Here is a 25,775-nt window from a genome sequence, read left to right as displayed (position 1 = left end):
CTGTTATTTCCCTAAAATTCTATTTAAAACTTGTTCATAGGCTATTGTTAAATCACCTAAACCTTGACGAAATCTATCTTTATCCATTTTTTCACCGCTTGTTATATCCCAAAAACGGCAATTATCAGGGCTAATTTCATCTATTAATATAATATTACCGCTTTTATCTTTTCCAAATTCTAATTTAAAATCAATAAGATTAAGACCTTTTTCTGCAAAATACGGCTTAAGAATATCATTTACCTGTCTTGCCATGCGACGAAGTTTGTCAAGCTCATCCTGAAAGTCTACAAGTCCTAAAATAAGAGCGTGCTGATCATTGAGTTTAGGATCACGCAAAGCATCATTTTTGTAATCAAATTCAACTAGTGTAAATGGAAGAACTGTTCCCTCTTCGATTCCTAGATTACGGCTTAAGCTTCCTGTTGCAATATTGCGGACAATAACCTCAATAAGAATAACATCTGCTTTTTTATGCAACATATGATTATCATCTAACATTTTAACAAAGTGTGTTTGTATACCTTTAGATTCTAAAAGTTTAAAAAGCTCAGTAGAAATTTTGTTATTAAGTGCACCTTTGCCTGCTTCACTTGATTTTTTTTCGCCATTGAATGCAGTTAAATCATCTTTGAATTCTGAAATAACAAGATTTTCATCATCTGTTAAAAATAACTTTTTTGCTTTTCCCTCATAGAGTAGTTCTTTTTTTTCCATTTTATTTATAATCCTTTTGTAATAATTAATGCTTTTAGAATATCTACACCAACTTTAAGCTGCATGTCTTTGTTTATTGCTTCATCTGTTATGATATATTTTGAGTCTTCTTGAGCCTCATCCTCTTCTATTTTCCCATCCACTTTTTCTAATTCTTCTTCTAAATGTTTTTTTAAGTCAGCCTCTTTTATTGCGAAATCATTTTTGTTTGTTGTAACTTCACCCGGAAAAACTTCTATATCAGGTTTTACTCCAATAGCTTGAATCGTTCTTCCGCTTGGAAGATAATATCTTGCAATTGTGAGCTTGATAGCTTCGTCTTCATTTATAGGAAGTACCACTTGAACGCTTCCTTTTCCAAATGTATTTTGCCCTACTATAATGCCTCTCTTGTGATCTTGAAGTGAACCGCTTACAATTTCACTCGCACTCGCACTTCCACCGTTTATAAGTACAACCAATGGTACTTTTGTTAAAGTATTTTGTGAACTTGCAGTAAAGACTTCATCATCAGCTTTATTTTTTCCTTTTTGAGAAACTATATCACCATTATCGATAAATATATCAACAAGGCCTACTGCTTGATCAAGAAGTCCGCCCGGATTGTTTCTTAGATCAAGGACGATCCCTTTTGTTGTTGCCTTTCTTTTTTTGATAGCTTTTGCAACTTCGTCAATAACTTTTTTGTCAAAGTTCGTTACGCGAATATATTGAATATCATTACCGATAGATTTTGTATAGACTGAATCTATTGTTATTATTCCTCTTACTATATTTATTTTAAGAGGTTTTGGTTCTTCTTCTCTTACAATCGTCAATTCGATTGGAGAACCGACTTTTCCTCTCATAATGGAAACTGCTTCATCAATAGTCATATTTAAAGTAGATTGATTGTCAACTTTCAAAATTATATCACCGGCTTTAATACCTGCTTTGTCTGCCGGAGTTCCTTCGATAGGAGCGATAACAGTAAGGGCACCATCTCTTAATCCGACTGTAATCCCCAAACCGCCGAATTCACCATTTGTTTGAACTTTTAAATTTTTATAATCTTTTTGTGTTAGATAGTTTGAGTGTGCATCAAGGTTGCTCATCATTCCTTGGAGTGCTTTATCCATTAGCTCTTCAATAGTTATGTCATCAACATTATATTGTTCAACAATGCTTATGACTTTTGTAAATTTTGCTAAGGCTTCGAGTCTTGAACTCTCTTTAACCTCTTTTGCAGCTTCAGTATAAGCGAATAAATTTGTAGAAAATAGCAGTGCCAACGAAACTGTTATAGATGCAAAACCAAGAGTAATAAATTTTTTGTTTTTCATTATTTTCCCTGTTGTAATTTAAAAAGATATTATAGTAAAAAGCTGTTTAAATAACAACTTTGAAATAAAATAAAAATTGATAAAAGAAATTTTCTTGATTTATGGTAATTTATATTTAAATAATTTTTAATATAATACGAAAATAACAATAATAGTAAGGCAAAAATAATGAGTACAATAAGAGAGTATTTAACAGCAGATCATGGTCATTGTGATGAGCTGTTTGCAAATATGGAAGATGCGGTAGTTAAATCAATAGAGAGTGCAAAAGATGCATATGAAGAGTTTGCAAAAGAAGCAGAAAAACACTTCCAAATGGAAGAGAGAATAATGTTTTTGGAGTTTGAAGAAAAAACTGGAATGACTCAGGGTCCAACCGCCATTATGAGACATGAACATGCTCAAATGAGAAATTTAATAGCAGAGATGGGCAAGGCACTGGAAGCTAAAGATAAAGATAAGTTTTTTGGAAACAGTGAAACTTTAATGATACTTATGCAGCAGCACAATATGAAAGAGGAGCAGATGCTCTACCCAATGGCGCAGCAACATTTAAGCGCAGAATCTGATCGTATAGTAGAAATGATGCAGTCAATCATTGTTGAATAAAAACAGGAGTTTGACATGAATTTTGATGGGTTGTCAGTAGATCAAGCGCCACCCATATCGGCGCCGTTTAGATTTTTTGTAACCGCACCTCTTTTTGCAATTTTAGCAGGAATTTTAATATTTTTTAGTGATGCCGGAATTTTATCCAGCAGATATGCAACTGAGACAATTGTTATTACACATGCTATTACTATCGGATTTTTTAGTTTTGTAATGTTTGGCGCACTTGTTCAAATGCTGCCTGTTTTAGCAGGGGTGAAAATATTTAAAGTTGAATTGGTTTCAAAGAGCGCACACGCTCTTATGGTTCTTGGCACTTTATCAATGATTTTTGGATTATGGTTTGATTTGTCAAAATTGATTTTAATTGCTTCTCTTTTTCTTGGAATAGGGTTTTTAGTTGTAATTATTTCAATGTTATTTGCGTTTAAAAGTGTTGTAAATATAACGGCAAGCATACGCGCAATGATTACCAGTTTGGTTTTTGCTCTTTTAATAACATTGATGGGTATGCATCTTTTGGCATCATATGGTATAGGAAAATTTTCTGATTCTCATTTGCTATTTGCAAATGTTCACAGTGTCTGGGCTATTTTTGGTTTTGCAGGAGTTTTAATTATAGGTGTGGCTTTTCATGTACTGCCGATGTTTTATGTAGCACCGAGATTTAAAAGATTTTGCAAACAAAGAGTTGTATGGTTTATAGTCAGTGGGCTTTTGTTATGGTTAGTTTTAAATATTTATATAGATTCATATAGTGCTGTAGCAAAAATTTGGATTGCAATGTTTTTTTGGGCATTTTCAACTACCGTATATCTTAAACTTAATGCTCGCCGCCGCAAAGTAAGTGATGTAACTATCTGGTACTGGAGAAGTGCGGCTATTTTTATGACCTTGGGTACATTTTCATGGGCGTTTAATGATTTTTTTGATGAAAAGTATATAGTTGTTGTCTCTTTGCTGATAGGCGGAGGATTTATTTTTTCTATTATGATGGGAATGCTATATAAGATAGTTCCATTTTTGGTATGGTTTCATCTTAATGCCAAGGGTTATATGAGTATTCCAACTATGAATGATATGATAAATAAAAAGCTTTCTGCGATTCAATTTATACTTTTTATAATATCTTTAATCGGTTTTATAATTTCTTTTTTTATTCCGGCTGTTTTACCAATATTTGCAATATTGTTTACTCTTAGCATGATAATTTTAGAGTACAATATTATTGTTCCAGTTTTGATATATGCGAAAATAATCAAAACAAAACCTGATTTTGATATGAGTATGTATGTGTAATAATAGTAAAAGAGTAAAAAATAACAAGAACTTAGAGTGGAAAGTGCCATGTGTTAGTACTTCTAAAAGTTTAGTGCAGAGGAAGTGTTAAATGCTGAATCGTAAAAATATTATTTTAATAGGTTTTATGGGTGTGGGAAAGGGAAGTGTGGCTCGTGAAGTCATTAAAATTTCTGATTATATGTCTGTAGATACCGATGATTTGATAGAGAGTATGGAAAACAGAACTGTTAAGAAAATATTTGAGCAAGAGGGTGAAGCTTACTTTAGAAATTTAGAAAGAAAAGTTTCTCTTTGGTTAGAAAATTGTGTAGATAATACTCTTATATCTACAGGCGGCGGGTTTTATAAACAGAAAAATCTCAAAAGTATTGGGATTGTTGTCTTTTTAAACTCTCCATTTGATAAAATACTCAAGCGGATAAAGAGTCATTCCAATGCGGCAAAAAAACTTAAGAAAAGACCGTTATTAAATGATTTAAAAAAAGCAAAAGAGCTTTATAAGGAGCGATTGCCTGAATATAAGGCTTTAGCAGATATAGTTATTGATGTAACAGATAAAAGTGCACTAGAGTGCGCTAAAGAACTTTTAAAAAAGGTAGAAGAGCATGCGTAATATTTTTATAATTTTGGTATTTGGTATTGTAGTAAATATCTTTGGATCAGAGATCAATTGGGCAAAAGATTATCATGAAGGTGTTAAAATCGCACAAGAGAGTAAAAAACCTGTGCTATTTGTTTCTTCAAGACACTCGTGCAAGTTTTGTGTTATTTTAGATGAGACTACTTTTGAAGATAAAAGAGTTGCAGAAGAGTTAAATAAAAATTTTGTTTCCATTATTTCTTATAGTGATGAAAATGATTATATGCCTCAAGAGCTGTGGCAGCCTGGTACTCCTGCTATATGGTTTTTAATGCCTGATGGTGAACCGATGTATCAACCGCTTATGGGTGCCATAGATGCAGAAAATTTTTTAAAAGCACTCTCTATAGTTAAAGAAGAGTTTAATAAGGAAAAAAGCAAATAATGATTTTTACAAATTCAAAAAACAGTGGTTTTAAAGCAGAGTTTGAGGAGCTTCTAGGGCGTGGGAAAATGGATATAGCACAGGTAAGTGCTATTGTCGGAAATATTATAAATGAGATAAAAAGCGATAAAAATGAAGCGTTAAAGAGTCATATTGCAAAATTTGACAAATGGACTCCGCAAAGTGATGCAGATCTTAAAATAACCACAGAGTCAATGAGTGCAGCTTACTCAAATCTTGATAAAAAGCTTAAGAGTGCTTTACATTTGTCTTATGAGAGAATTAAGAGTTATCATGAAAAACAAAAACCTAAATCTTGGTTTGATACAGAAGAAAACGGAACTATTTTAGGTCAAAAAGTAACTCCGGTTGATAGTGCAGGGCTTTATATACCTGGTGGAAAGGCAGCTTATCCATCTTCTCTTTTAATGAATGTTATTCCGGCACAGGTTGCTGGGGTTCAAAAAATAGTAGTTTGTACGCCAACACCAGAAAATGAGCCAAATGAGCTTCTTCTTGCAGCATGTCATTTGTGTGGAGTAAGTGAAGTTTATAAAGTGGGAGGAGCAAGTGCAATTGCAGCAATGGCATATGGAACTCAGACCATACCAAAAGTTGATGTAATTACAGGACCTGGAAATATTTTTGTTGCAACAGCTAAAAAAATGGTTTTTGGAGATGTAAATATTGATATGATTGCAGGACCTAGTGAAATAGGAATACTTGCAGATGACAGTGCAAACCCTTCACATATGGCTATTGATATGCTCTCTCAGGCAGAGCATGATGAGATGGCAAGTTCTATTTTAATCACTCCTTCACAAAAATTAGCTGATGCAGTAAAGATAGAGTTGGAAAATTGGCTTCAAAAACTTCCAAGACATGAGATTGCAAGAAAATCAATTCAAGAGCGCGGAGCAATTATTGTAACAGATGATATGCAAGAAGCCATTGAGTTGATGAATCAAATAGCGCCGGAACATTTAGAGGTGGCAACACTCTCTCCTTTTGAACTGCTTTCATATATTAAACATGCAGGAGCTATTTTTCTAGGGCACAATACTCCTGAGGCGGTTGGTGACTATATGGCTGGACCAAACCATACACTTCCAACAGGAGGAACAGCAAAATTTTATTCTCCTCTTGGAGTAGAAAATTTTATGAAAAAATCTTCTATAATCTCTTTTAGTTCTAATGCAATAAATGAGATAGGCAAAGAGTGCGCGCTTATAGCAAGCACAGAAGGTTTGACAGCGCACGAAGAGTCAGTTAAAGTTAGACTTAAAAAATAGTATAAAATATTTTACACTCATCAAAACTATCATTTAAAGTTGATAGTTTTGTTGAGATTTTTTTTAAAATCACCACTTTTCTCTACATACAACTATTTAGCACCTTTCTTTTTTTTAATACTATATTTCATTTTTTAGTTTTTAATATTTAAAAATAGATGATTTTGGTAACAAATGACATAAAATTATCAAAAAAATTCCCAAAAAGAGGAAATATTGTTAAAATGTGATAATTTTATAATAAATTTTAAGCTTTATATAGGTAAGATTTAATAAATAAGAAATTCCTATATATTAGTATAAGAATTTTTTTTTGATTAGATTAGTTATAGTAATAAATCTTAACATTAGTCTGTTAAAAGAGTATAAGGAGAATATATGCAATTAGGCTTCCTGGTTGATTTACATTTGTGTATGGGGTGCAAAGGGTGTGAGATCGCATGTAAGGTGGAAAATGAAGTTCCGCTAAGTACATGGAGACTTCGTGTTAAATATGTTGATGTTGGAACATTTCCTGAAACAAAAAGAACATTTACTCCATTGAGGTGTAATCATTGTGAAAATGCTCCATGTGAAAGAATTTGTCCGGTTAGTGCGCTTCATTATCTGGAAAATGGGATTGTAAATATTGATAAAGAACGCTGTATAGGTTGTGCCGGTTGTGTTATGGCATGTCCTTACGGAGCAATTTACATTGATCCTCAAACACAAACTGCAGATAAGTGCACATACTGTGCGCATCGTGTTGCTTCATCTATGATGCCTGCATGTGTTGTAGCTTGTCCTGTTCAGGCAAATATTTTTGGAGATTTGGAAGATCCTGCTTCAAATATCTCTAAATATATTCAAGTCAATCAAGGCGGTGTTCAAGTTCGTAAACCTGAAAAGGGGACAAACCCTCACCACTATTATGTAGGCGGTGGAAATGTAACGCTAAATCCTCTTGCATCACACAGAGTTGACGGACATTCACTCTTTAATGATATTACAACACTTCCAGTAGGGGGGAAACACTAATGGCACATGAAATTTTAGCAGCAACAAACGCTGTAGTTACTTTAGATGTAGCAATACCGGGGATAGTATGGCCTTGGCTGGTTACGGTTAATATGTGGGCTAAAAGTATTGGAACGGGTGTTATCCTAATGCTTTTTATGCTTCTAAGAATGTATCCTGAACAAGCGGGAAAACTTCGAATGCATACTGCAATTGTTGCTTTTGTATTTATTAATATTTTTCTGCTTTTCACACTAGCTGACTTACATCAACCGCTTAGAATGTGGCATATATTTGTTTATTCTCACTGGACTTCTGCAATTACAGTAGGTGCATGGATGGCTACTGTTTTCTTGGGTCTTTTAACACTTCTTATATTTTTTGCATACAACAAAAGTTATGCGACATATGACAAAGTGTTGTTATGGACTACAATTTTAGCTATTCCTGTAACGCTATATACTGCCGGTTTAATGGCTCAGTGTACGGCAAGGGAATTATGGCAGATGCCGACTGAATCAGCTCAAATGATTTTAGCTGCTCTTCTTTCAGGTTCAGCCTTTATGATTTTGATGGGTGGAAATAAACTAAATGAAGAAGCGAAAAACACTTTAGGTGTAGTTCTTGGACTTAGTGCATTGATGGCGTTTATAATCTATATGGCAGAGTATATATTCGGTCCAATGAAAGCAGAAGAGATAGCAGCTGTTGTTGAATATATTAAAGATGATGGACCGTACACTGTTATGTTCTGGCTGGGTCAATGGATAGCTTATCTTTTACCGATGCTTTTCATTCTCTTAAGCAGAGCCAGCAAAAGTGAAATTATTTTAAAATTTGCAGCTATTTTAGCATTAGTTGGTTTAGCTATAGTAAAACATGTGTGGTTAATTATTCCACAATTATTACCAATGAGTTAGGGAGATATTTAAATGTATTTAGAAAGTAGAAGAACATTTTTAAAAGGCGCCGCATTTACAGTAGCAGGCGCTTCAATTGCAAAGGGTGTGTTTACGGCTGATGCTATTGCCGACTCAGTTAGTGAGAGTAAGTTTACAAACACTCCGGACTCTTTATCGTTCTATCCTCCTATGAGCGAATGGAATGATTTTAAAGAGTTAGACGGAGATGACTGGAAAAGAGGCGGTATAGATCGTCATGGAGTTAGAAGTGAGTCAAATCCTGATGGTATTGAAGTTAATGATTATGCTATTGTTGCTACTGCATGTTCAAACTGTGAGGCGTCTTGTGGGTTAACTGCATGGATTGACAAAAAAACATTTACCGTAAAAAAATATATGGGTAATCCTCTTCACCCTGCTTCTCGCGGTAGAAATTGTGCTAAAGGCTATGCTACTCAGTCACAAATGTATGATCCGGATCGTATAGCATTCCCCCTAAAGCGTGCTCCTGGCTCTGCTCGCGGTGAAGGTAAGTGGATTCGCACAACTTGGGATGAGGCGATGACAACTATCGGCAATAAAATGCATGATGCAATAAAAGGCGATGATGAATTGTCAAAAAAATCATGCATGTTTCATGTCGGTCGTCCTAATGAAAACGGATTTACAGGCAAGGTATGGCAGACAATAGGGCAGGATTGTTTTAATTCGCATACGAACATCTGTTCATCTGGAGGAAGAACGCCTACTATTCAATGGGCAAATGATGACAGAATATCTCCGGACTGGGCAAATGCTAAGCTTATTTTTCTTAACTCTTCGCATGCCGCAGATGCAGGTCACTACTTTCAGCAATCAGCTTCATTTATAGCTGATGCAAGAGCAAAGGGTGCAAAATTAGTAGTTATGGATCCTCGTTTGTCTAACTCTGCAGGTATGTCAGATCTTTGGATAGCAGCATGGCCCGGCACGGAGCCTGTCATCTATCTTTACTTAGCACAAAGAATGTTAAGTGAGAACAAAGTAGATAAAAATTTTGTTAAAAAATGGTTAAACTGGGAAGTATTTTTAGATAATAAAAAATATTTAGAATTTATGGTGAGTAAAGGTTATATCGCTAAAGTTCCATCAGGTGATGATTTTGATACATTTTTAGAAGTTTTAAAAGAGTTGTACTCTCCTTTTACATTAGATTATGCTGTAAAAGAGACACATGTGCCAGCATACAAATTAGAACAGTTGTATGATATGTTTATCTGGGCAGGTACATCTATATCTACATACTTTTGGAGAGCGGCGGCAGCAGGAAACCGCGGTGGGTGGATGAGCGGTCGTACAGGTTATCTTTCTCTCGCTCTTCGTGGAGCTATCGGACCGGAGGGTGGTACATTCTTTCATCACTGGCATGTTATATCTGTAGCAGGAAAAGGTGGAAGTGCAACTGTAGGACAAGGCAAGCGTGGAACTGATGTTCCAAAAATTGATGTTTATAATGAGCTTTCATGGCCGCCAGAGTGGCCGATTTCAACATATGAATTATCATATTTATTGCCGCATCTTCTTGCAGATAAAAAATGGCAGAAAAAGTGGATAGACAGAGGTCTTAATGTTCCTCAAAAGCTAGCAGTTTGGATTCCTCGTATGTATAATCCTGTCTGGATTAATCCGGATGGATTTAGATGGATAGACACGATAAAAGATGAGTCGAAAATGGAGCTTACCTTTAATCTCTCTCCTGTATGGTCTGAGACTAACTGGTATGTGGATTATATCTTACCTGTTGGTTTAGCGGGTGAGAGACACGATCAGCACTCAGAAGCTACAATGCCTGCTCGCTGGACATCTTTCCGTCAGCCGGTTATGCGTGTTGCGCTTGAAAAAGCTGGATGGAAACCTAAAAACCCAAATCGTGCAACATTAGAAGCACATATAAAAGCGGGTCTTGGCGAAGTTTGGGAAGAGAATGAATTTTGGTTTGATATGTGTGTCAATTACATAGACCCAAAAGGTGATATTTTCTTGGATGCTGCAAAAACAAAAACGATTAAATCAATGTGGGAATCAAAAAAGAATCCTGGCAGACCGGTTACAATCGCTGAATGGTACGATGCGGCATTTGGTGACAATTTGCCAAATCTTAAAGTGACTGCAACATCAGATAAGAGATATAAAAATTCTGAATATCCTGTATATGAGTACATGAGAGATCATGGCGCATGGATGGAAGAGAACAATATCTACTCTGCGCAAGAGCGTGAGATTAAAGATGACGGGGAAAACTATATCTCTCATGGGCATAAATATAATAAAGCAGATGTAACAATAGACAAAAGAACTGGTGTTATGAGTGCAGAGTCTCACGGTAAGAAAAAATCTATTGGTATTGAGATTGACGGTAAAAAGATGGAAGGTTTTGCAACGCTTGATAAGAAACTTGACTTCTTTTGTGAGTGGCTTGCTGATGATTGGAAATGGCCTGAATACGCTATTCCGTTTTATCCAAGAGATGAAAAAGAGAAAAAAGAGATGGTTCATATTGTATCGCATGTAAATCACTCTTTTATGAGTGAGAAGAACTCATATGCATTAAATACTGTATTTAGACTGCCGTATAATATTCATACTCGTTCTGCAAACTCTAAGCACTTGATGGAAATTTCGCAGAATCATGATCCTATTTGGATTTCAACAAAAGATGCTAAACGACAAGGCTTTAAGCGTGGAGATGCAATTCGTGTTAGAATTGTAGATAGTTTAACAGGACTGGAATCTGGCTACTTTGTAGCTATGGCAGTTCCTACAGAGGGAGTTTTGCCTGGAACACTAGCATGTTCACATCACGGTGGCCGCTGGAAACTTGTAAACTCTGTAAGCATTCCTAACGGTGTAACGGATGGCAAAATTGATTCTCAGCCGGTTGCAAGAAATATGAACGATCCTAAATTTATGGCTCACTCACCTCTTAATGCAGGTAAAGAGGGCGGACAGATTAAGATTGAAGATTATAACGGTCATGGCGGAATAAACAGTTTTGGTGTTCCTACGGCTGAACTTCAGATGGACGGTAAAGTTGGTAAACTAAAATATGTAGAGGGTATTAAACCGTTTGTTTCAGAGAGATTTGCAGATTATAACAGAGATAGCGGAAATATCTGGTGGGACGGGCTTAGCGGTTCATGGCAAAATGCAGTAGCTGCACCGCATCCAGACCCGATTTCAGGTATGCACTGCTGGCACCAAAAAGTTATTTTAGAGCCTGCTCAAGCCGGTGATAAAATTGGTGATATTTATGTAAATTATGACAATAACTTTAAGGTTTATGAAGGATGGAGAGATGAACTTACTCGTGGTTTAGATGAAAATTCTACACTTCGCCGTCCAGAGCACATCAAGCGTCCTTGGGTGCCTCTATCTCACAAAGCATATGCGGTAAAGATAAGTAAGTAATACCATAAAGCCTCTTAAGAGGCTTTATGCTTCTAAATTGCAGCAAAAGTATAAACTTTTATAATCCTGCTATCCACATCCTAAGCCACAATCCAATAGTTGTAGTATAACCTACCTCACTAAAAACTTCACTGCCCTCTTTGTCATAAATAATAGTAGTAGGAAAGACGGAAACGCCATATCTTTGAGTTATTTGTCCGTCACTGTCGTTTACAACTTTAAAGGTTAAATCACGGCTTCTTAGATATTCGCGTATCTCTTCATCGCTACCGGATTTAATAGCAATCGTTAAAACATTAAAACTCTTTGAAATTCTCTCTATATTTTGAGCTTCAACTTTACATGTTGGGCACCATGTAGCCCAAAAATGGATTAAGATTGGTTTGTTTTTCGGTACTTTATAAAGAGTATTATTTAGTAATGAGACAGTTGATATACTCAGTGCTTCTTTATTTAAATCATTGCTTCTATAAAAACTGATAATGTTTGCAGATATTGCTATAGCAACAATAAAAACAATTATCTCTTTTACATATTTAACTATTTTATCTTTCATATTAACCTATTTCGATAGTATAAAAAAGATGAAAATTTTAAAGCGCAGGTACAACTACTTCCAAGAGAGATAAATCTACGCTAAAAACAACAACAAAGATCAAATATTTGATCTTTGTTGTTTAAATCATAATTCCTTTTATTGTAAAAAACAGCAATCCTGCAAGTATAGCCGCAGCCGGTACTGTTATAAGCCATGCCGCTACTATTTTCTTTACTGCATCTCTTCTGACATATTGAATTTTTTTGGCTTTTTTGATACTTTTTTTAGTTGATTTTATTATCTTTTTTTCATTTTCGATTAGTTTGTAAAGTTCTGCAATTCTAACATAGTCATTTTGTAACTTTTCACTTTTGTCTAGTAGCTCTTTTAACTCATATTCGTACGCATCTTTATTTAACCGCTCGTCTTCTATGGTAAGGATATCCTCTTCTATGGTTCGATTCTTTTCATCTTTTATGTGAAGCCACTCTCTTAAAAAACCAACACCAAACACACCGCCTATCGCAATATGCGTTGAACTGACGGGTAAACCAAGTTGTGAAGCAAGGATAACAGTAAGAGATGCTGCCATTGCTATAGAGAACGCTCTTATTTGATCCAAATCGGTTATTTCGCTGCCGACTGTTTTGATAAGTTTAGGGCCGTAAAGTGCAAGACCAAGAGAGATTCCTAATGCCCCAACTCCCATTACCCATAACGGTATAGAAGCATCTGATGTGACTCCTCCATTTACAACGGCATCATTGATTGCAGCCAATGGTCCAATAGCATTTGCAACATCATTTGCGCCATGGGCAAAGCTTAAGAGGGCTGCAGAAAAAATAAGGGGAATTGTAAAAAGAGTGTTTACGGAATCTTTAGTGTTTTCAAGAACGGTAGTGCTTGAATTTATTCTTTTTTTTACAAGTATGTAAACAAAAATGGCTACTATAAATCCAGCTGTCAATGCAACTGCAAATGTTGGTTTTTTAGTTACCTCTAAAGATATCATCGGAAGAGTATTAAGAAATTCTAAAATATTTGGCCAAATGCGTTTAATACCTTTTAGAATTAAATATGTAACAAAAGCTAGGGACATAATTGCAACAAAGATAGGTACATAGGTTTTGGCGGCTTGAACTTTGTCCTCCTTAAATACAATAGATTTTTTAATTGCAAAAAGAAAAAGAGCAGCAATTATACCGCCTAAAACTGGTGAAATTACCCAAGAAGCAGCTATGCTTCCCATTGTTCCCCAATCCACTATATTAAATCCTGCCGCTGCAATTCCTGCTCCCATAACAGCGCCGACAATAGAGTGGGTTGTAGATACAGGAGCTCTCATCATAGTTGCAAAATTTAACCATAATGCAGCGGCAAGAAGAGCAGCCATCATAGCCCAAATAAACTGGTTTGTATCACCTTGAAATGCAGAAATATCAATAATACCGTTTTTTATAGTTTTTACAACTTCTCCACCGGCAATAAGAGCACCGGCGGCTTCGAATGTAGCGGCAATAATAATAGCAGTTGTAAGCGTAAGTGCTTTGGAGCCGACTGCCGGACCAACATTGTTTGCAACATCGTTTGCTCCAATATTCATAGCCATATATGCACCGATAAGCGCTGCTACTGCAAGAAAGAGATTATTAGAAACCCCGCCGTTACTTAAAAAGCTGTATGTTAAAACACCTATCATAAAAAATAGAGCAAAGCCCAATCTTGTAAAATCCGAAGCACTCCTTTTAAGTGCCTGTTTTTGAATTTTGTTTACGGTGTGAAATTCCATTAAATGCCTTTTTAATTGTTGGCGAAATTATATTGTAATATCAATTATAAAATAATTATAAAGTTTAATTTTAGAAAATAACTACTGTTTTTTGATATATGCTTTTATAATCTTTTGTTCTTCTATTGGTCTGTCTGCGCCTGATCTTCCAAGCGTAGGAACATTTTCCAATTTTTTTATTATACTCATAGATTGTGGAGTAGCTTGACCAAAAATAGTATGTCTTCCATTTAACCATGGTGTTGGAGCTGTTGTTATAAAAAATTGACTTCCATTTGTATTTGGTCCCGCATTTGCCATTGCAAGAACTCCTGCTCGCGAAAAAAGCTTATCTTTGAACTCATCTTTAAAAGATCTTTTCCAGATGCTTTCACCTCCTCTTCCTGTTCCAGTCGGATCTCCGCCTTGAATCATAAAATCTTTTATAATACGGTGAAAAATCACTTCGTCATAATAACCGTTTTTTACATGTGTTATAAAATTTTCTACTGCCAAAGGCGCTACTTCTGGAAATAGTTTAAGTTCAATAACCCCTTGCGTTGTTTCTAGTACAACATATGATTCTTCACTTTGAGCATTAAGATTTATAGAAAAAATTATTAACAAAGTAAGTAAAATTTTTTTCATTTTGTCTCCTCTTGGTTTTATATGTAATAATTATATTGTACCAATTTTTGTTTAAATTTAAAAATACTTTGGCTTTTTATTTAAATAAAGAAAACAGATTAAGAAAAATTTATAGAGGAAAGATTTATTTTATTGAAGGGATTGCCGCAAAAAATTGCGGCAATATAAGGTTTTATTTACCAGCAGCAACGCGGTCTTTAAGACCTTTGCCAGCTTTAAATTTAGGAACCATCTTGTCTTGAGTAGTATAAGTTTTGTCAGTACCAGGAACTTTACCACTTTTACCTTTTTGAAGTGCTGCTTCAAAGCTTCCAAATCCAACTAAAGAGATACTCTCTTTTTTTACTAAAGCTGATGTAACTGCTTCCGTAAAAGCTTTAATAGCTGCTTCAGCTTCAACTTTAGTTTTATAATTGCCACTTGCTTGTACTAGTTCAACGAATTGAGCTTTATTCATAAATCTACCCTTGAATTTATAAAGATTTTCCGAAACTACTAAAACTCTAAAATAAAATTTTTAAGTTAAGTAATTCAGCTACAGACACTTTATAGTTTATTTGCTTAAAAATTTCTTCTTTTGACCAAAAAATAGTAAAAAACATAATGTTTTCTTCTTTTTTTACAAAAAATATTTTGAAAAAGCATTGTTTATTTTATTTTTTATACTTAGGGTATTACTTGCTTTTATATGAATAAAAACAATTTTATTTACTAATAAGCAAGCAGATCACTATAGTCGTATTTGGAAAAATCTAAATAGAGCTTCCCATCTTTGTGTATTACTCTTATATCATTGTTATAAGCGTTTAAAAAGCGTTTTTTAATAATTTTTTTTTGAAAGGATTTTAAATTTAATGATTTTAAGTACTCTTTTAACTCTACAGTTTTTAAATTTAATGAGGATTTTGTTTCATCTTGATGATTAAAACTTTCTATTTCATGTATAGTTGTTTGTTCTCTCTCAAGTGTCATTTTTCTCTCTACAAGCTCTAAAATATTTTTAAGCTGTGCATCTTTTAAACTGTAAATTTGTTCTATTTTATCTCTTTCTGCGCGAAGCATCTGCTCTTTATCATCTATAAGTTTATCTATTTTGACTTCTAACTGCGCTACTTTGCTTTTTAAGAAATTATTCTCTTTTTGATAGAGGGCCAATACTGTTGCCACAGTTGTTTTTGGTCTAATAATCTGATTGATTTGTTTAAGCACAACCTTCTCTTTTTCATAATTATTATCATTTTTTTCGTCTAGAGAATTTTTAGTAACTAAAATATAAATTTGGTCGTCTTCTATAATATAGTCTAATTTATTTGCTTTGATTTTAGAGTTAAGTACCTCTTTGGAAATCTTGAAATAGTTACAATATTCATTCGCAGTTAGCCTCATGTGAATTCCCGATTGTTTTTGAATATTTTAGCACAATAAAGTTTTTATAAAAGTTATTAGTCAGATACATTTGGTATAATTACGAATAAATTTCATCAAAAAGAGTTTAATTATGGGTATTTTAGATATTGTGAAGCCGGGTGTATTGTTTGGTGATGATGTGCAAAAAGTTTATCAGTATGCAAAAAAGAGTGGCTTTGCTATTCCTGCGATAAATGTAGTTAGTACTGACTCTATAAATGGCGTATTGGAAGCTGCAGCGAAAGTAAAGTCTCCTGTAATTATCCAATTTAGTAACGGCGGAGCTTCCTATTATGCAGGAAAAGGTTTAAGCAATGAAAATGAAAAGGCAGCGACAATAGGTGCAGTTTCTGGCGCTATACATGTTCATTTAATGGCTGAGAGTTACGGAGTACCGGTTATTCTGCATACAGACCATGCAGCAAAAAAACTTCTTCCATGGATAGATGCTCTTCTTGATGCAGGTGAAGAGTATTATAAAACGCAGGGAAGACCTCTTTACTCTTCTCATATGTTGGATCTCTCTGAGGAACCACTCGAGGAGAATGTTGCAACTTGTAAAAAATATTTACAAAGAATGAGCAAAATTGGCACAAATATAGAGATAGAACTGGGTGTTACAGGTGGTGAAGAGGACGGAGTTGATAATACAAATATAGATAACTCGCTGCTTTATACACAGCCAGAAGATGTCGCTTATGCATATAAAGAGTTAGGTGAAGTTTCTCCAAATTTTACTATTGCAGCATCTTTTGGTAATGTTCACGGTGTTTATAAACCAGGCAATGTTGTTCTTACTCCAAAAATTTTAGATAATTCACAAAAATATATCCAAGAAAAATTCAATACTGCAGATAAACCTGTTAATTTTGTTTTTCACGGCGGTTCAGGTTCTACTCTTGAAGAGATCCGTGAAGCTATCAGCTATGGCGTAATCAAAATGAATGTTGATACAGATACGCAGTGGGCAACATGGATAGGTGTAAAAGAGTATTATGAAAAAAACAGAGAGTATCTTCAATCTCAAATTGGAAATCCTGAGGGAGAAGATAAGCCGAATAAAAGCTACTATGATCCTAGAAAATGGCTAAGAGCAGGGCAGCAAACGCTTATTAAGAGAGTTGAACTTGCATTTTCAGATCTTAATGCAATAGGCAGAAATTAATTAAACAATAATGAATGATAAAGTATTTGCAAAGCCTATAAAAAAGCAGTTCGAATTTGATGAAGAGGTTGCCGCTGTATTTGATGATATGTTGCAAAGAAGCGTCCCTTTTTACAAAGAGTCGCAGAAAATTACGGAGTTTTTTGCATTAAAGCAGCTTCAAGAGGGCGGCGTTGCATATGATTTGGGATGCTCAACCGCAACACTTCTTATAAACATAAGCAGAAAATTAAAAACAGGTGCCACTCTCGTAGGGCTTGACAACTCCGAGGCGATGTTGGAGCAGGCAAGAAAAAAGTGCGAAGCGTTTAAGGCAGATATAGAGCTTGAAAATGCAGATATTTTAGAGTATGATTATAAAGAGGCGGATCTTTTTATAAGTAATTATACTTTACAGTTTATTCGTCCTTTGATTCGTGAAGAGCTTGTGAAAAAAATATCTTCTTCACTTAAAAAAGGCGGGGTATTTATCTTTAGCGAAAAAGTTATAAGTCATCATTCAAAACTAAACAAAGATTTGATTGAGTGCTACTATGCTTTTAAAAAAGAGCAGGGTTATTCAGAGTATGAGATTATGCAAAAAAGAGAAGCATTGGAGAATGTTTTGGTGCCTTATAGCGAAGATGAGAATATAAAAATGGCAAAAAACTGCGGTTTCTCACACTGTGAGGTAGTTTTTCGCTGGGCAAATTTTGCAACATTTATAGCTATAAAGTAAAATTACTTTATTTTAAGCATGTTTAAACTTTAAAACTCTCTTTTGTTTTACAATATTGAGTTAAAAAACACTCATCACACTTTGGATTTTTAGCTTTACAGATATAGCGGCCAAAGAGAACCATTCCTTGATGCAGGGCATTGAGATCTGTTTTAAATTTCTTAACAAGCGTTGCCTCAGTTTTTGCTGCTGTTGTGTCATCGCTGAGACCAAGTCTGTGTGCTACCCTAAATACATGTGTATCGACCGCCATTAAATTTGCACCGGTGTACTCAATCATAACAACATTTGCAGTTTTTTGTCCAACACCAGGAAGTTTAATAAGCTCTTTTTCATGAAGAGGAATCTCTCCGCCGTAAACCTCTACAACTTTTTTTGCCATCTCTATTATATTTTTTGCTTTATTATTAAAAAAAGAGCAGCTTTGAATAAGCGATTTTACTTCATTTATATCTGCTTTGGCCAAAGTTTCGGGATTCGGATATTTTTCAAACAAGGCAGGTGTAATAAGATTGACTCTTTTATCCGTACATTGAGCTGAAAGAACAACAGCTATAACTAATTCATATACATTTTTGTAGTTTAATTCAGTAACAGCATTGCTGTAATTTTCTATAAAAAGTTTATGAATTTCTTTAATTTCTTGTTTTGTGGCTTTTTTCATAATGTAATTATATACAAAATGAAAGTTGTTTAATAATCATTAGTATAAAATTATTAGAATTACCAATAAGTTAAAGGTAATTCTTAAAGGAAACAGATGAGAACAGTAACAAAAATAGTAGCTTCTTTGGCTATTTTATCGACAATAACAATGGCACAAACTTTGGTAACCGTAAATGGTACGGCCATTACTCAAGAAGATGTTGATAAAGAACTTATGGCGGCAACACAAGGTAGATTTAATCAAGTCCCTGCAGAAAAACAGGAAGATTTTAGAAAACAGGTATTAGAGCAGTTGGTTGCTAAAGAGCTGATTTATAATGATGCGAAAAAAGCAGGTCTTTTAAATACAGATGACTTTAAAAAGAGATATGAAGAGGTAACAAACAGAATAAAAAAAGAGATAGCTATTCAACTTTGGCAAGAGCAAGAGTTTAATAAAATAAAAATTTCTGAAAAAGAGAAAAAAGATTATTATGATGCAAATAAAGAGGAGTTTGCTGAAAATGAAAGTGTTAGAGCACGCCATATACTTGTGGAAAAAGAGGCTGATGCAAAAAAAATCATTTCAGAGCTTAAATCTTTAAAAGGCGAAACGCTTAAAAACAAATTCATGGAAGTTGCAAAAGAAAAATCAACATGTACAAGTGCTCCACAAGGTGGTGATTTAGGTTATTTTACTGAAGGTCAAATGGTTCCGGAGTTTAATGACAAAGCTTTCTCAATGAAGGCAAAAGAGATAACTACAGAACCAGTAAAAACTCAATTTGGATATCATGTAATCTATATTGAAGATAAAAAAGCGAAAACAACAAAAAGTTTTCCTGAGGTAAAACCGTTTATCGAACAAAGATTAAAAACAGAAAAAGCAAAAAGTGCAATTATGGCTAAAATGAAAGAGTTAGAAAAAAAAGCTGAAATAAAATAGTTTTTTACCTTTTTTTAATTATCAAAGGGAGTAAAAAAGCTCTCTCTGATATAGCCTCAATTCTTCAAATATAAAAACAATACTATAGAAATAAAATTATCAAAGACATCCAGAAATCTACTGCAATTTCCTTAAAATAATACCACTTAATATTTTTTACATATTTAGATATATAACATATAAAAGTTACTTAAGTATTATTAACTAAAACAACTTGACAGGAATGCACTCAACTTGATATAATCTTTTTACAAGTTTAACTTTCATATAATTTAACTGTAGCGATTTGAAAGTAAAATAGTTGTAATTTATATAAAAAAAGGAAAAAAATAGATGAATAATATTTTTGAAAAATTAACAAATAATATGACAGAGTCAATTGAATCAGCCGTATCACTGGCACTGCACAATAAAAATCAAGAGGTTGAACCTATACACTTTTTATGGGCACAGCTGACAAATTCTAATTCTGTGCTAAATCAGATGCTTAATAAAATGAACATTGACAAGGTTGCAATTGAGCTTGATGTAAAAAGTTTAAGTGAAAAACTTCCTAAGTCTTCAACCGTATCAAAAGAGAGCGTAAGACTCTCTAGAAATTTTGTACAAACATTAGAAAACGGTGTAGGATTGATGACAAAAAATGGAGACTCTTTTTTAGCAGTTGATACCTATCTTTTGGCAAATCTAAAAAATGAACCATTTTTGAGTTTGCTTAAGAAATATATTGATATATCTGAGTTGGCTAAAAATATAGAAGCTTCTCGCGGAGGAGCAAAGATTGAGTCGCAAAGCTCAGACGAGACACTGGAGTCTCTTAAAAAATATGGAATAGATTTGACTGCAGAAGCAAAAGAAGGGAAACTCTCTCCAGTAATCGGACGCGATGAAGAGATTACTCGTATGATGCAAATTCTTATCCGCAAAACAAAAAATAATCCTATGTTACTTGGTGAGCCGGGTGTTGGTAAAACTGCTTTAGTAGAGGGACTGGCTCAAAGAATTAGTGATGGCAAAGTTCCGACATCGCTTCAGAATAAAAGAGTCATTGCTCTTGATATGAGCGCATTAATAGCCGGTGCAAAATATAGAGGTGAGTTTGAAGACAGACTCAAAGCCGTAATTGATGAGGTAAAAAAGAGCGGTAATATTATACTTTTCATAGATGAGATTCATACAATTGTAGGAGCGGGAGCAAGTGAAGGAAGCATGGATGCGGCAAATATCCTCAAACCAGCACTTGCACGCGGAGAGCTTCACACCATAGGAGCGACTACGCTAAAAGAGTATAGAAAATATTTTGAAAAAGATATGGCACTGCAAAGACGCTTCTTGCCAATTAATCTTGATGAGCCCAGTGTCAATCAATCTTTACAGATTTTAAGAGGCATCAAAGAGCGTCTAGAAACGCACCACAATGTAACTATCACGGACAGTGCATTAGTTGCAGCGGCAAAACTCTCTGACAGATATATAGCAGATAGATTTCTTCCTGATAAAGCAATCGACCTTATAGATGAGGCAGCGGCAGAGCTAAAGATGCAGATAGAATCAGAACCGCATGCTCTAAGCAATGCAAAGATTAAGAGCTCTGAGCTGCATGTTGAGCAAGAAGCTCTTAAAATGGAAGATACTCCCGCAAATACAAAGCGTTTAGAGGAGATAAAAAAAGAGCTTGCTGATGTCGAAGAGAGTGTGAGAAGTTTAGAGGCACAGTTTGCTTATGAAAAAGAAGTTTTTGGAAAAATTTCAAGTATAAAAAACGAGATTGAGGCAAAAAGAAGAGAGGCTGCTATTGCTAAAAATGCATCAGAATTCAACAAAGCCGCAGAGATAGAGTATGGTCAAATTCCACAGCTCCAAGCTGAAGAAAAAAAAGTAAGCCAAGAGTGGGAGAGAATGCAAAAAGAGGGAACGCTTCTTAAAAACAGCGTTGATGAGGAATCAATAGCTTCTATTATTTCTAGATGGACAGGCATTCCTGTTAAAAAAATGCTTCAAGCTGATAAAGATAAGATATTAAGCGTTGAAGATGAGTTAAATAAAGAAGTTGTTGGTCAAAATCAAGCTACACATGCCGTTGCTCGTGCAATTAAAAGAAATAAAGCAGGGCTCTCTAGCGCCAATTCTCCAATAGGAAGCTTCCTCTTTCTAGGGCCTACCGGTGTTGGAAAAACACAGACGGCTAAAACTTTGGCAAAATTTTTGTTTGATTCTCCTGATGCTATGGTACGAATTGACATGAGTGAATATATGGAAAAACATTCAGTCTCTCGTCTAGTCGGAGCTGCTCCTGGATATGTTGGTTATGAAGAGGGAGGACAGCTTACTGAAGCAGTAAGAAGAAAACCATACAGCGTTATTTTATTTGATGAGATAGAAAAAGCGCATCCGGATGTATTTAATATTTTACTTCAAGTGTTGGATGATGGAAGATTAACAGATAACAAAGGCGTAACGGTTGATTTTACAAATACTATAATTATCTTAACTTCTAATATTGCAAGTGAAAAGATTATGAACAATCCAGACAGTGAGGAGTTAAGAAGTCTTGTTATGGAAGATTTAAAACAAGCTTTTAAGCCAGAATTCTTAAATCGATTAGATGATATTGTTATTTTTAACGCACTTGGCCGTGAGCAGATAGTAAGCATTGTAGATATTTTCTTAAAAGAGATTACTGATAAAGTTGCATCAAGAGATATAACTTTAACACTAAGTAATAGTGCCAAAGATTATATAGCTGAAGCCGGATTTGATCCTGTATATGGAGCTAGACCGCTTAAGAGAGCTCTTTATGAAATAGTAGAAGACAGACTTGCAGAACTTATACTAGAGGGCAAAGTTACTGAAGGTTCGCATGTAGAGTTTGATATTGAAAATGGTGAGATAAAAGTACAAGTATCATAAATATTATAAATTTAATTGTTACTTAAAGATAGTTTGTTATGGTAAGATACAAATCTTAACCGCACTTTAAGTAACTTTTTTATATCATTTCAAACTTAATTTTAAAGAAGGATATGTCATGAAAAGAACATACCAGCCTCATAATACACCGAGAAAAAGAACTCACGGTTTTAGATCAAGAATGGCAACGAAAAATGGACGTAATGTAATTAATCGCCGTCGTGCAAAAGGTCGTAAAAAATTGTCAGTTTAGCAAATTTTTATATGCTAAAACTCCACAAAGAGTTTCAGTATATATATAGAAAAGGAAAAGATGCTCATTCTAGCAGTGTAGTGCTTTTTTTTCTTCCCGCAAATGAGATTCATAAAGTGGGATTTACAGCTACTAAAAAAATTGGTAACGCTGTAAAAAGAAATAGAGCTAAAAGGAGACTTAGAGCTCTGTTTTGTGAATTCTCCCATTCACTAAAAAATGGTACATATGTATTTGTAGCCAAACAATCAATCAACGAAGCAACTTATCAAGAGCTAAAAAATGACTTTGAAAAAGTTTTAAATCGTTCTAATGCTATTGAGAAAAATTAAATGATTAGAAAATTTTTATTAAAATTATTGTGGTTTTATCAGAAATTTTTTACACTCATTGGATATGGCAGCTGCAGATATTACCCATCTTGCAGTGAATATGCAAAAATTAACTTCGAAAATAACTCCATTTCAAGTGCTTTTTACCACACTTTTACTAGAATACTTCGTTGTAATCAATTGTTTGAGGGTGGGATAGAGTATCCAGTACTTGATAAACTCTCATTAAAACCTGCAAAACTAGGGGTTGATTCTATAAAATATTGGTTGGTTCCAACTAAAAAAAACCGCTTTTTTATAATAAAAAATTTTTCTTTTAAAGGCAGACCGTGTTAGAAAAAATGACACCAAATCAGAGACTTATGATAGCAGTAGTGTTATCAGTTTTGTTTTTCGTAGCGTATACGGCAATTTTTCCACCAGAGCAGCTTGAGAGCGCAGATGCTAATCAAGCAAATATTCAAAATACAAAAAATGCACAAAACGGGCAAACTTCCAGTCAAGTTAACATTTCAAAAGTAGAAGATGTAGTAAGCCATGAAATTTCAACAAATGAAAAAATAGCTCAAAACGACTTAAGTACAATTGTAACCGTAAAAAGTAATAAATTTACACTCAAGTTAGACACTTTAGGACGCATATCTTCAAAAGAGCTGCTTCAAGATAAATATAATGACGAAGATGATAAACATGCACAATTGATTCCTCCTACAGGGCCGAAACCTCTTTTTATCAGATTTTTAGATTCAAATTTAAATGAAGAAGCTACTAGAGTTCCATATTCGGCAAATGTAGCAGAGATTTCTGTGGAAGATAACTCTCAAAAAGTTACATTAACACAAAAATTGTCAAATTTAACAATTACTAAAGAGATTATATTTTATTCAGATGGACATTATGATGCAAAAATTTCATTATCAGATGACAAAAGATATTTTGTGTATTTGGGACAGAGACCCCGCATAACTGAAAAGATGATGACTGTTTCGGGTGCTATGATTTATACAGATGATGAAATAGTAACTATTATAGAAGATGGTGATGCGGCAGGTCGTAAAACTTTCAGCGGTGTTGAACTTATCTCTGCGTTTGATCAGTACTCTGCTACAATAATGTATGGGTTCGCAAAAGATACAAATATAATTGTTGAAAGGGATAAAGAAGATAATCCTGTAGTATATTTTGAAGCATTGAAAAATATGTCATTTAGCGGTTATATAGGGCAGAAAGAGTATAAAACACTTTATGCAATTAATCCTGTTTTAACTAACGCAATTGAGTATGGCTGGTTTACTTTTGCTTCAAAACCGTTATTTCAACTGCTCTCTTGGTTGCATGGTATCTTTGGTAACTGGGGTTGGTCTATTGTAGCGCTTACGCTTATTATCAGAGTAGTTCTCTATCCTTTGACATACAAAGGTATGGTTTCTATGCAAAAAATGAAAGATATTTCACCTAAAGTAAAAGAGCTTCAGGCTAAATATAAGGGAGATCCGCAGAGAATGAATGCTGCAGTTATGGATCTTTATAAAAAGCACGGAGCAAATCCTCTTGGCGGATGCCTCCCGATGTTGCTTCAGATACCGGTGTTTTTTGCAATATATCGTGTTTTACTTAATGCTGTTGAGCTTCAAGGTGCTTCGTGGATGTTGTGGGTTGATGATTTGTCAAGAATGGATTCTACATTTATCCTTCCTATCCTTATGGGAGCTTCAATGTATTATCAGCAAAAATTAACACCAAATAATTTTACAGATCCTATGCAAGAAAAGATTTTTAAATTTTTACCGATAATATTTACATTTTTCTTTGTAACTTTTCCATCAGGTTTAGTTCTTTACTGGTTTGTTAATAATCTATTTTCTATTGCACAGCAATTTATTGTAAATCAGCAATTTAAAAATGCAAAAGAAGCGGAGATAGCTGCACATAAGCATGCGGAGAAAAAAAATGATTAAAATAGAATCAGTTACTTTAGAGCAGGCATATAAAGATGCAGCAGCTGCTCTAAAGTGTTCTGCCAGCGAATTGATAATAGAGGTTGTTCAAGTACCAAGTAGTGGTTTTATGGGGCTGTTTAAAAAAAATGCAATAATAGTCGCTGCTAAAAAAACACAAAATAATGAAAAATCAGATGCTGTTAATTTGCAAAAAGAAAAACAAAATATTAAAGCAGAAGAAGAAATTAAAGTAGAAGCTAAAAAAAAGCAGCAAGAGGTTAAAAAACCTTCGCAAAATATAATTAATGATACCATAATGCCAGAATCCTTTGTTAGCATGCAGGAAGATGATGATTATTATGATATGGCAGATATCAACTTTACTGCTGATTATGAAGAGGATGAGGAAGAAAAAGCTCAAATAAATGTTAATATTAATGAAATAGCTAAAAAAGTTGAAAAAGAGATCAATGAACTTTTTACTCTTATTTGTTTTAAAATTGATAAAATTGATGTAAGTGTATATGATGAAAATACTCTTCTTATAGAGTTTAAAGGTGAAGATGCAGCACTTCTCATAGGAAAAGAGGGGTATAGATACAAAGCACTCTCATATATGATTTTCAACTGGATTAATACAAAATATCAACTGCAGCTTCGTTTAGAAATAGCCGAATTTTTGAAAAATCAAGAAGAATCAATAATGAGATATTTGATTAATGTTTATGAAAATATAGACAGAGACGGCAGGGCGCAGACGAAAATACTTGACGGTGTTTTGATCCAGATTGCACTCAAAGAGCTTAGAGATAAGTACCCTAATAAATATGTTGCAGTTCGCTCTACACGCGATGGGCTTAAATTTATTATTATAAACGATTACCACAACTAAG

Annotated in this window: 25 protein-coding genes; 17 read left to right on the top strand and 8 right to left on the bottom strand. The window is 34.3% G+C overall.

Translation table 11 applies throughout. The annotated features are described in order from the left end of the window. Nucleotides 1–3 precede the first annotated feature (3 nt). Both purC and CVO_RS07325 read right to left on the bottom strand, forming a co-directional pair. Entirely contained in the window at nucleotides 4–717 is a 714-nt protein-coding gene (gene purC, locus CVO_RS07330) for a phosphoribosylaminoimidazolesuccinocarboxamide synthase (protein WP_159571236.1), read from the bottom strand. A gap of 5 nt (nucleotides 718–722) precedes the next feature. Continuing rightward, nucleotides 723–2,039 carry a S41 family peptidase gene (locus CVO_RS07325; protein WP_159571233.1) on the bottom strand — a complete coding sequence of 439 codons (1,317 nt, stop codon included), beginning with the start codon at nucleotides 2,037–2,039 and terminating at the stop codon, nucleotides 723–725. 168 nt (nucleotides 2,040–2,207) lie between these two features. On the opposite strand from CVO_RS07325, the gene CVO_RS07320 reads away from it, so the two are divergent. The 8 genes from CVO_RS07320 to CVO_RS07285 all read left to right on the top strand — a co-directional run bounded on the left by CVO_RS07320 (nucleotide 2,208) and on the right by CVO_RS07285 (nucleotide 11,612). Further along, nucleotides 2,208–2,648 (top strand): hemerythrin domain-containing protein, encoded by a 441-nt coding sequence (locus CVO_RS07320; protein ID WP_152298828.1) that lies wholly within the window; start codon nucleotides 2,208–2,210, stop codon nucleotides 2,646–2,648. A 15-nt stretch (nucleotides 2,649–2,663) separates the two neighbouring features. Continuing rightward, nucleotides 2,664–3,947, top strand: coding sequence for a hypothetical protein (locus tag CVO_RS07315; protein ID WP_159571230.1), 1,284 nt, complete (start codon nucleotides 2,664–2,666; stop codon nucleotides 3,945–3,947). A 91-nt stretch (nucleotides 3,948–4,038) separates the two neighbouring features. Then, entirely contained in the window at nucleotides 4,039–4,563 is a 525-nt protein-coding gene (locus tag CVO_RS07310) for a shikimate kinase (protein WP_241690951.1), read from the top strand. Then, nucleotides 4,556–4,975 (top strand): thioredoxin family protein, encoded by a 420-nt coding sequence (locus tag CVO_RS07305; protein WP_152298830.1) that lies wholly within the window; start codon nucleotides 4,556–4,558, stop codon nucleotides 4,973–4,975. The genes CVO_RS07310 and CVO_RS07305 overlap by 8 nt, the downstream gene beginning before the upstream one ends. Next, nucleotides 4,975–6,267, top strand: coding sequence for a histidinol dehydrogenase (hisD, locus tag CVO_RS07300; protein ID WP_152298831.1), 1,293 nt, complete (start codon nucleotides 4,975–4,977; stop codon nucleotides 6,265–6,267). Before CVO_RS07305 ends, hisD begins: the two co-directional genes overlap by 1 nt. Nucleotides 6,268–6,645: 378 nt before the next feature. After that, nucleotides 6,646–7,284 carry a 4Fe-4S dicluster domain-containing protein gene (locus tag CVO_RS07295; RefSeq protein ID WP_152298832.1) on the top strand — a complete coding sequence of 213 codons (639 nt, stop codon included), beginning with the start codon at nucleotides 6,646–6,648 and terminating at the stop codon, nucleotides 7,282–7,284. Further along, on the top strand, nucleotides 7,284–8,183 hold the full coding sequence (nrfD, locus tag CVO_RS07290; protein WP_159571227.1) for an NrfD/PsrC family molybdoenzyme membrane anchor subunit: 900 nt from the start codon (nucleotides 7,284–7,286) through the stop codon (nucleotides 8,181–8,183). Before CVO_RS07295 ends, nrfD begins: the two co-directional genes overlap by 1 nt. Nucleotides 8,184–8,195: 12 nt before the next feature. Further along, entirely contained in the window at nucleotides 8,196–11,612 is a 3,417-nt protein-coding gene (locus tag CVO_RS07285; protein ID WP_159571224.1) for a molybdopterin-dependent oxidoreductase, read from the top strand. Between the two features lie 58 nt (nucleotides 11,613–11,670). Here CVO_RS07285 and CVO_RS07280 read toward each other — a convergent pair whose 3' ends face one another. The 5 genes from CVO_RS07280 to CVO_RS07260 form a co-directional block, all read right to left on the bottom strand. Next, on the bottom strand, nucleotides 11,671–12,168 hold the full coding sequence (locus tag CVO_RS07280) for a protein disulfide oxidoreductase (protein ID WP_152298835.1): 498 nt from the start codon (nucleotides 12,166–12,168) through the stop codon (nucleotides 11,671–11,673). Nucleotides 12,169–12,289: 121 nt separating this feature from the next. Next, nucleotides 12,290–13,939, bottom strand: coding sequence for an inorganic phosphate transporter (locus CVO_RS07275; RefSeq protein WP_152298836.1), 1,650 nt, complete (start codon nucleotides 13,937–13,939; stop codon nucleotides 12,290–12,292). 81 nt (nucleotides 13,940–14,020) lie between these two features. Beyond that, a complete protein-coding gene (locus tag CVO_RS07270; protein WP_159571221.1) occupies nucleotides 14,021–14,566 on the bottom strand; it encodes a peptidylprolyl isomerase in 546 nt (181 codons plus the stop codon). Nucleotides 14,567–14,738: 172 nt separating this feature from the next. Continuing rightward, a complete protein-coding gene (locus CVO_RS07265; protein ID WP_159571218.1) occupies nucleotides 14,739–15,023 on the bottom strand; it encodes an HU family DNA-binding protein in 285 nt (94 codons plus the stop codon). A gap of 254 nt (nucleotides 15,024–15,277) precedes the next feature. Beyond that, entirely contained in the window at nucleotides 15,278–15,952 is a 675-nt protein-coding gene (locus CVO_RS07260; RefSeq protein ID WP_159571215.1) for a hypothetical protein, read from the bottom strand. A gap of 112 nt (nucleotides 15,953–16,064) precedes the next feature. On the opposite strand from CVO_RS07260, the gene fbaA reads away from it, so the two are divergent. Next, the gene (gene fbaA, locus CVO_RS07255; RefSeq protein WP_152298840.1) at nucleotides 16,065–17,138 is read left to right on the top strand and encodes a class II fructose-bisphosphate aldolase; all 1,074 of its coding nucleotides are present in this window, start codon (nucleotides 16,065–16,067) and stop codon (nucleotides 17,136–17,138) included. A 10-nt stretch (nucleotides 17,139–17,148) separates the two neighbouring features. Continuing rightward, entirely contained in the window at nucleotides 17,149–17,856 is a 708-nt protein-coding gene (cmoA, locus tag CVO_RS07250) for a carboxy-S-adenosyl-L-methionine synthase CmoA (protein WP_152298841.1), read from the top strand. Nucleotides 17,857–17,878: 22 nt separating this feature from the next. On the opposite strand, the gene nth is transcribed toward cmoA, so the two are convergent. Further along, the gene (nth, locus tag CVO_RS07245; RefSeq protein WP_152298842.1) at nucleotides 17,879–18,520 is read right to left on the bottom strand and encodes an endonuclease III; all 642 of its coding nucleotides are present in this window, start codon (nucleotides 18,518–18,520) and stop codon (nucleotides 17,879–17,881) included. Nucleotides 18,521–18,616: 96 nt separating this feature from the next. Here nth and CVO_RS07240 point away from each other — a divergent pair, with 96 nt between their 5' ends. From CVO_RS07240 to CVO_RS07210, 7 genes are all read left to right on the top strand, one after another. Beyond that, entirely contained in the window at nucleotides 18,617–19,447 is an 831-nt protein-coding gene (locus CVO_RS07240; RefSeq protein WP_152298843.1) for a peptidylprolyl isomerase, read from the top strand. A gap of 333 nt (nucleotides 19,448–19,780) precedes the next feature. Further along, nucleotides 19,781–22,357 (top strand): ATP-dependent Clp protease ATP-binding subunit, encoded by a 2,577-nt coding sequence (locus CVO_RS07235; RefSeq protein WP_152298844.1) that lies wholly within the window; start codon nucleotides 19,781–19,783, stop codon nucleotides 22,355–22,357. 118 nt (nucleotides 22,358–22,475) lie between these two features. Further along, complete coding sequence (gene rpmH, locus CVO_RS07230) at nucleotides 22,476–22,610, top strand: 50S ribosomal protein L34 (protein WP_137015337.1); 135 nt, start codon at nucleotides 22,476–22,478, stop codon at nucleotides 22,608–22,610. Nucleotides 22,611–22,621: 11 nt separating this feature from the next. After that, nucleotides 22,622–22,942 (top strand): ribonuclease P protein component, encoded by a 321-nt coding sequence (rnpA, locus tag CVO_RS07225; protein ID WP_152298845.1) that lies wholly within the window; start codon nucleotides 22,622–22,624, stop codon nucleotides 22,940–22,942. After that, on the top strand, nucleotides 22,943–23,278 hold the full coding sequence (yidD, locus tag CVO_RS07220) for a membrane protein insertion efficiency factor YidD (RefSeq protein WP_152298846.1): 336 nt from the start codon (nucleotides 22,943–22,945) through the stop codon (nucleotides 23,276–23,278). Further along, nucleotides 23,272–24,900 carry a membrane protein insertase YidC gene (gene yidC / locus CVO_RS07215; protein WP_188093934.1) on the top strand — a complete coding sequence of 543 codons (1,629 nt, stop codon included), beginning with the start codon at nucleotides 23,272–23,274 and terminating at the stop codon, nucleotides 24,898–24,900. The genes yidD and yidC overlap by 7 nt, the downstream gene beginning before the upstream one ends. Next, a complete protein-coding gene (locus CVO_RS07210) occupies nucleotides 24,893–25,774 on the top strand; it encodes a Jag N-terminal domain-containing protein (protein ID WP_152298847.1) in 882 nt (293 codons plus the stop codon). Before yidC ends, CVO_RS07210 begins: the two co-directional genes overlap by 8 nt. Nucleotide 25,775: the final 1 nt, after the last annotated feature.

It is taken from the genome of Sulfurimonas sp. CVO (genome assembly GCF_009883775.1).
Classification (GTDB): domain Bacteria; phylum Campylobacterota; class Campylobacteria; order Campylobacterales; family Sulfurimonadaceae; genus Sulfurimonas; species Sulfurimonas xiamenensis.
The sequence above is the reverse complement of the archived record's forward strand: the minus strand, read 5'-3'. Positions and strand labels throughout refer to the sequence as shown.

Bases quoted from the DNA above. Each gene is read 5' to 3' on its own strand.
- CVO_RS07315 (WP_159571230.1), top strand. From the start codon at position 2,664: ATGAATTTTGATGGGTTGTCAGTAGATCAAGCGCCACCCATATCGGCG.
- CVO_RS07310 (WP_241690951.1), top strand. From the start codon at position 4,039: ATGCTGAATCGTAAAAATATTATTTTAATAGGTTTTATGGGTGTGGGA.
- CVO_RS07265 (WP_159571218.1), bottom strand. From the start codon at position 15,023: ATGAATAAAGCTCAATTCGTTGAACTAGTACAAGCAAGTGGCAATTAT.
- CVO_RS07260 (WP_159571215.1), bottom strand. From the start codon at position 15,952: ATGAGGCTAACTGCGAATGAATATTGTAACTATTTCAAGATTTCCAAA.
- yidD (WP_152298846.1), top strand. From the start codon at position 22,943: ATGATTAGAAAATTTTTATTAAAATTATTGTGGTTTTATCAGAAATTT.
- CVO_RS07305 (WP_152298830.1), top strand. From the start codon at position 4,556: ATGCGTAATATTTTTATAATTTTGGTATTTGGTATTGTAGTAAATATC.
- CVO_RS07210 (WP_152298847.1), top strand. From the start codon at position 24,893: ATGATTAAAATAGAATCAGTTACTTTAGAGCAGGCATATAAAGATGCA.
- fbaA (WP_152298840.1), top strand. From the start codon at position 16,065: ATGGGTATTTTAGATATTGTGAAGCCGGGTGTATTGTTTGGTGATGAT.
- purC (WP_159571236.1), bottom strand. From the start codon at position 717: ATGGAAAAAAAAGAACTACTCTATGAGGGAAAAGCAAAAAAGTTATTT.
- CVO_RS07320 (WP_152298828.1), top strand. From the start codon at position 2,208: ATGAGTACAATAAGAGAGTATTTAACAGCAGATCATGGTCATTGTGAT.
- CVO_RS07240 (WP_152298843.1), top strand. From the start codon at position 18,617: ATGAGAACAGTAACAAAAATAGTAGCTTCTTTGGCTATTTTATCGACA.
- cmoA (WP_152298841.1), top strand. From the start codon at position 17,149: ATGAATGATAAAGTATTTGCAAAGCCTATAAAAAAGCAGTTCGAATTT.
- CVO_RS07280 (WP_152298835.1), bottom strand. From the start codon at position 12,168: ATGAAAGATAAAATAGTTAAATATGTAAAAGAGATAATTGTTTTTATT.
- rnpA (WP_152298845.1), top strand. From the start codon at position 22,622: ATGCTAAAACTCCACAAAGAGTTTCAGTATATATATAGAAAAGGAAAA.
- CVO_RS07270 (WP_159571221.1), bottom strand. From the start codon at position 14,566: ATGAAAAAAATTTTACTTACTTTGTTAATAATTTTTTCTATAAATCTT.
- hisD (WP_152298831.1), top strand. From the start codon at position 4,975: ATGATTTTTACAAATTCAAAAAACAGTGGTTTTAAAGCAGAGTTTGAG.
- rpmH (WP_137015337.1), top strand. From the start codon at position 22,476: ATGAAAAGAACATACCAGCCTCATAATACACCGAGAAAAAGAACTCAC.
- nth (WP_152298842.1), bottom strand. From the start codon at position 18,520: ATGAAAAAAGCCACAAAACAAGAAATTAAAGAAATTCATAAACTTTTT.
- nrfD (WP_159571227.1), top strand. From the start codon at position 7,284: ATGGCACATGAAATTTTAGCAGCAACAAACGCTGTAGTTACTTTAGAT.
- CVO_RS07295 (WP_152298832.1), top strand. From the start codon at position 6,646: ATGCAATTAGGCTTCCTGGTTGATTTACATTTGTGTATGGGGTGCAAA.
- CVO_RS07325 (WP_159571233.1), bottom strand. From the start codon at position 2,039: ATGAAAAACAAAAAATTTATTACTCTTGGTTTTGCATCTATAACAGTT.
- CVO_RS07275 (WP_152298836.1), bottom strand. From the start codon at position 13,939: ATGGAATTTCACACCGTAAACAAAATTCAAAAACAGGCACTTAAAAGG.
- CVO_RS07235 (WP_152298844.1), top strand. From the start codon at position 19,781: ATGAATAATATTTTTGAAAAATTAACAAATAATATGACAGAGTCAATT.
- CVO_RS07285 (WP_159571224.1), top strand. From the start codon at position 8,196: ATGTATTTAGAAAGTAGAAGAACATTTTTAAAAGGCGCCGCATTTACA.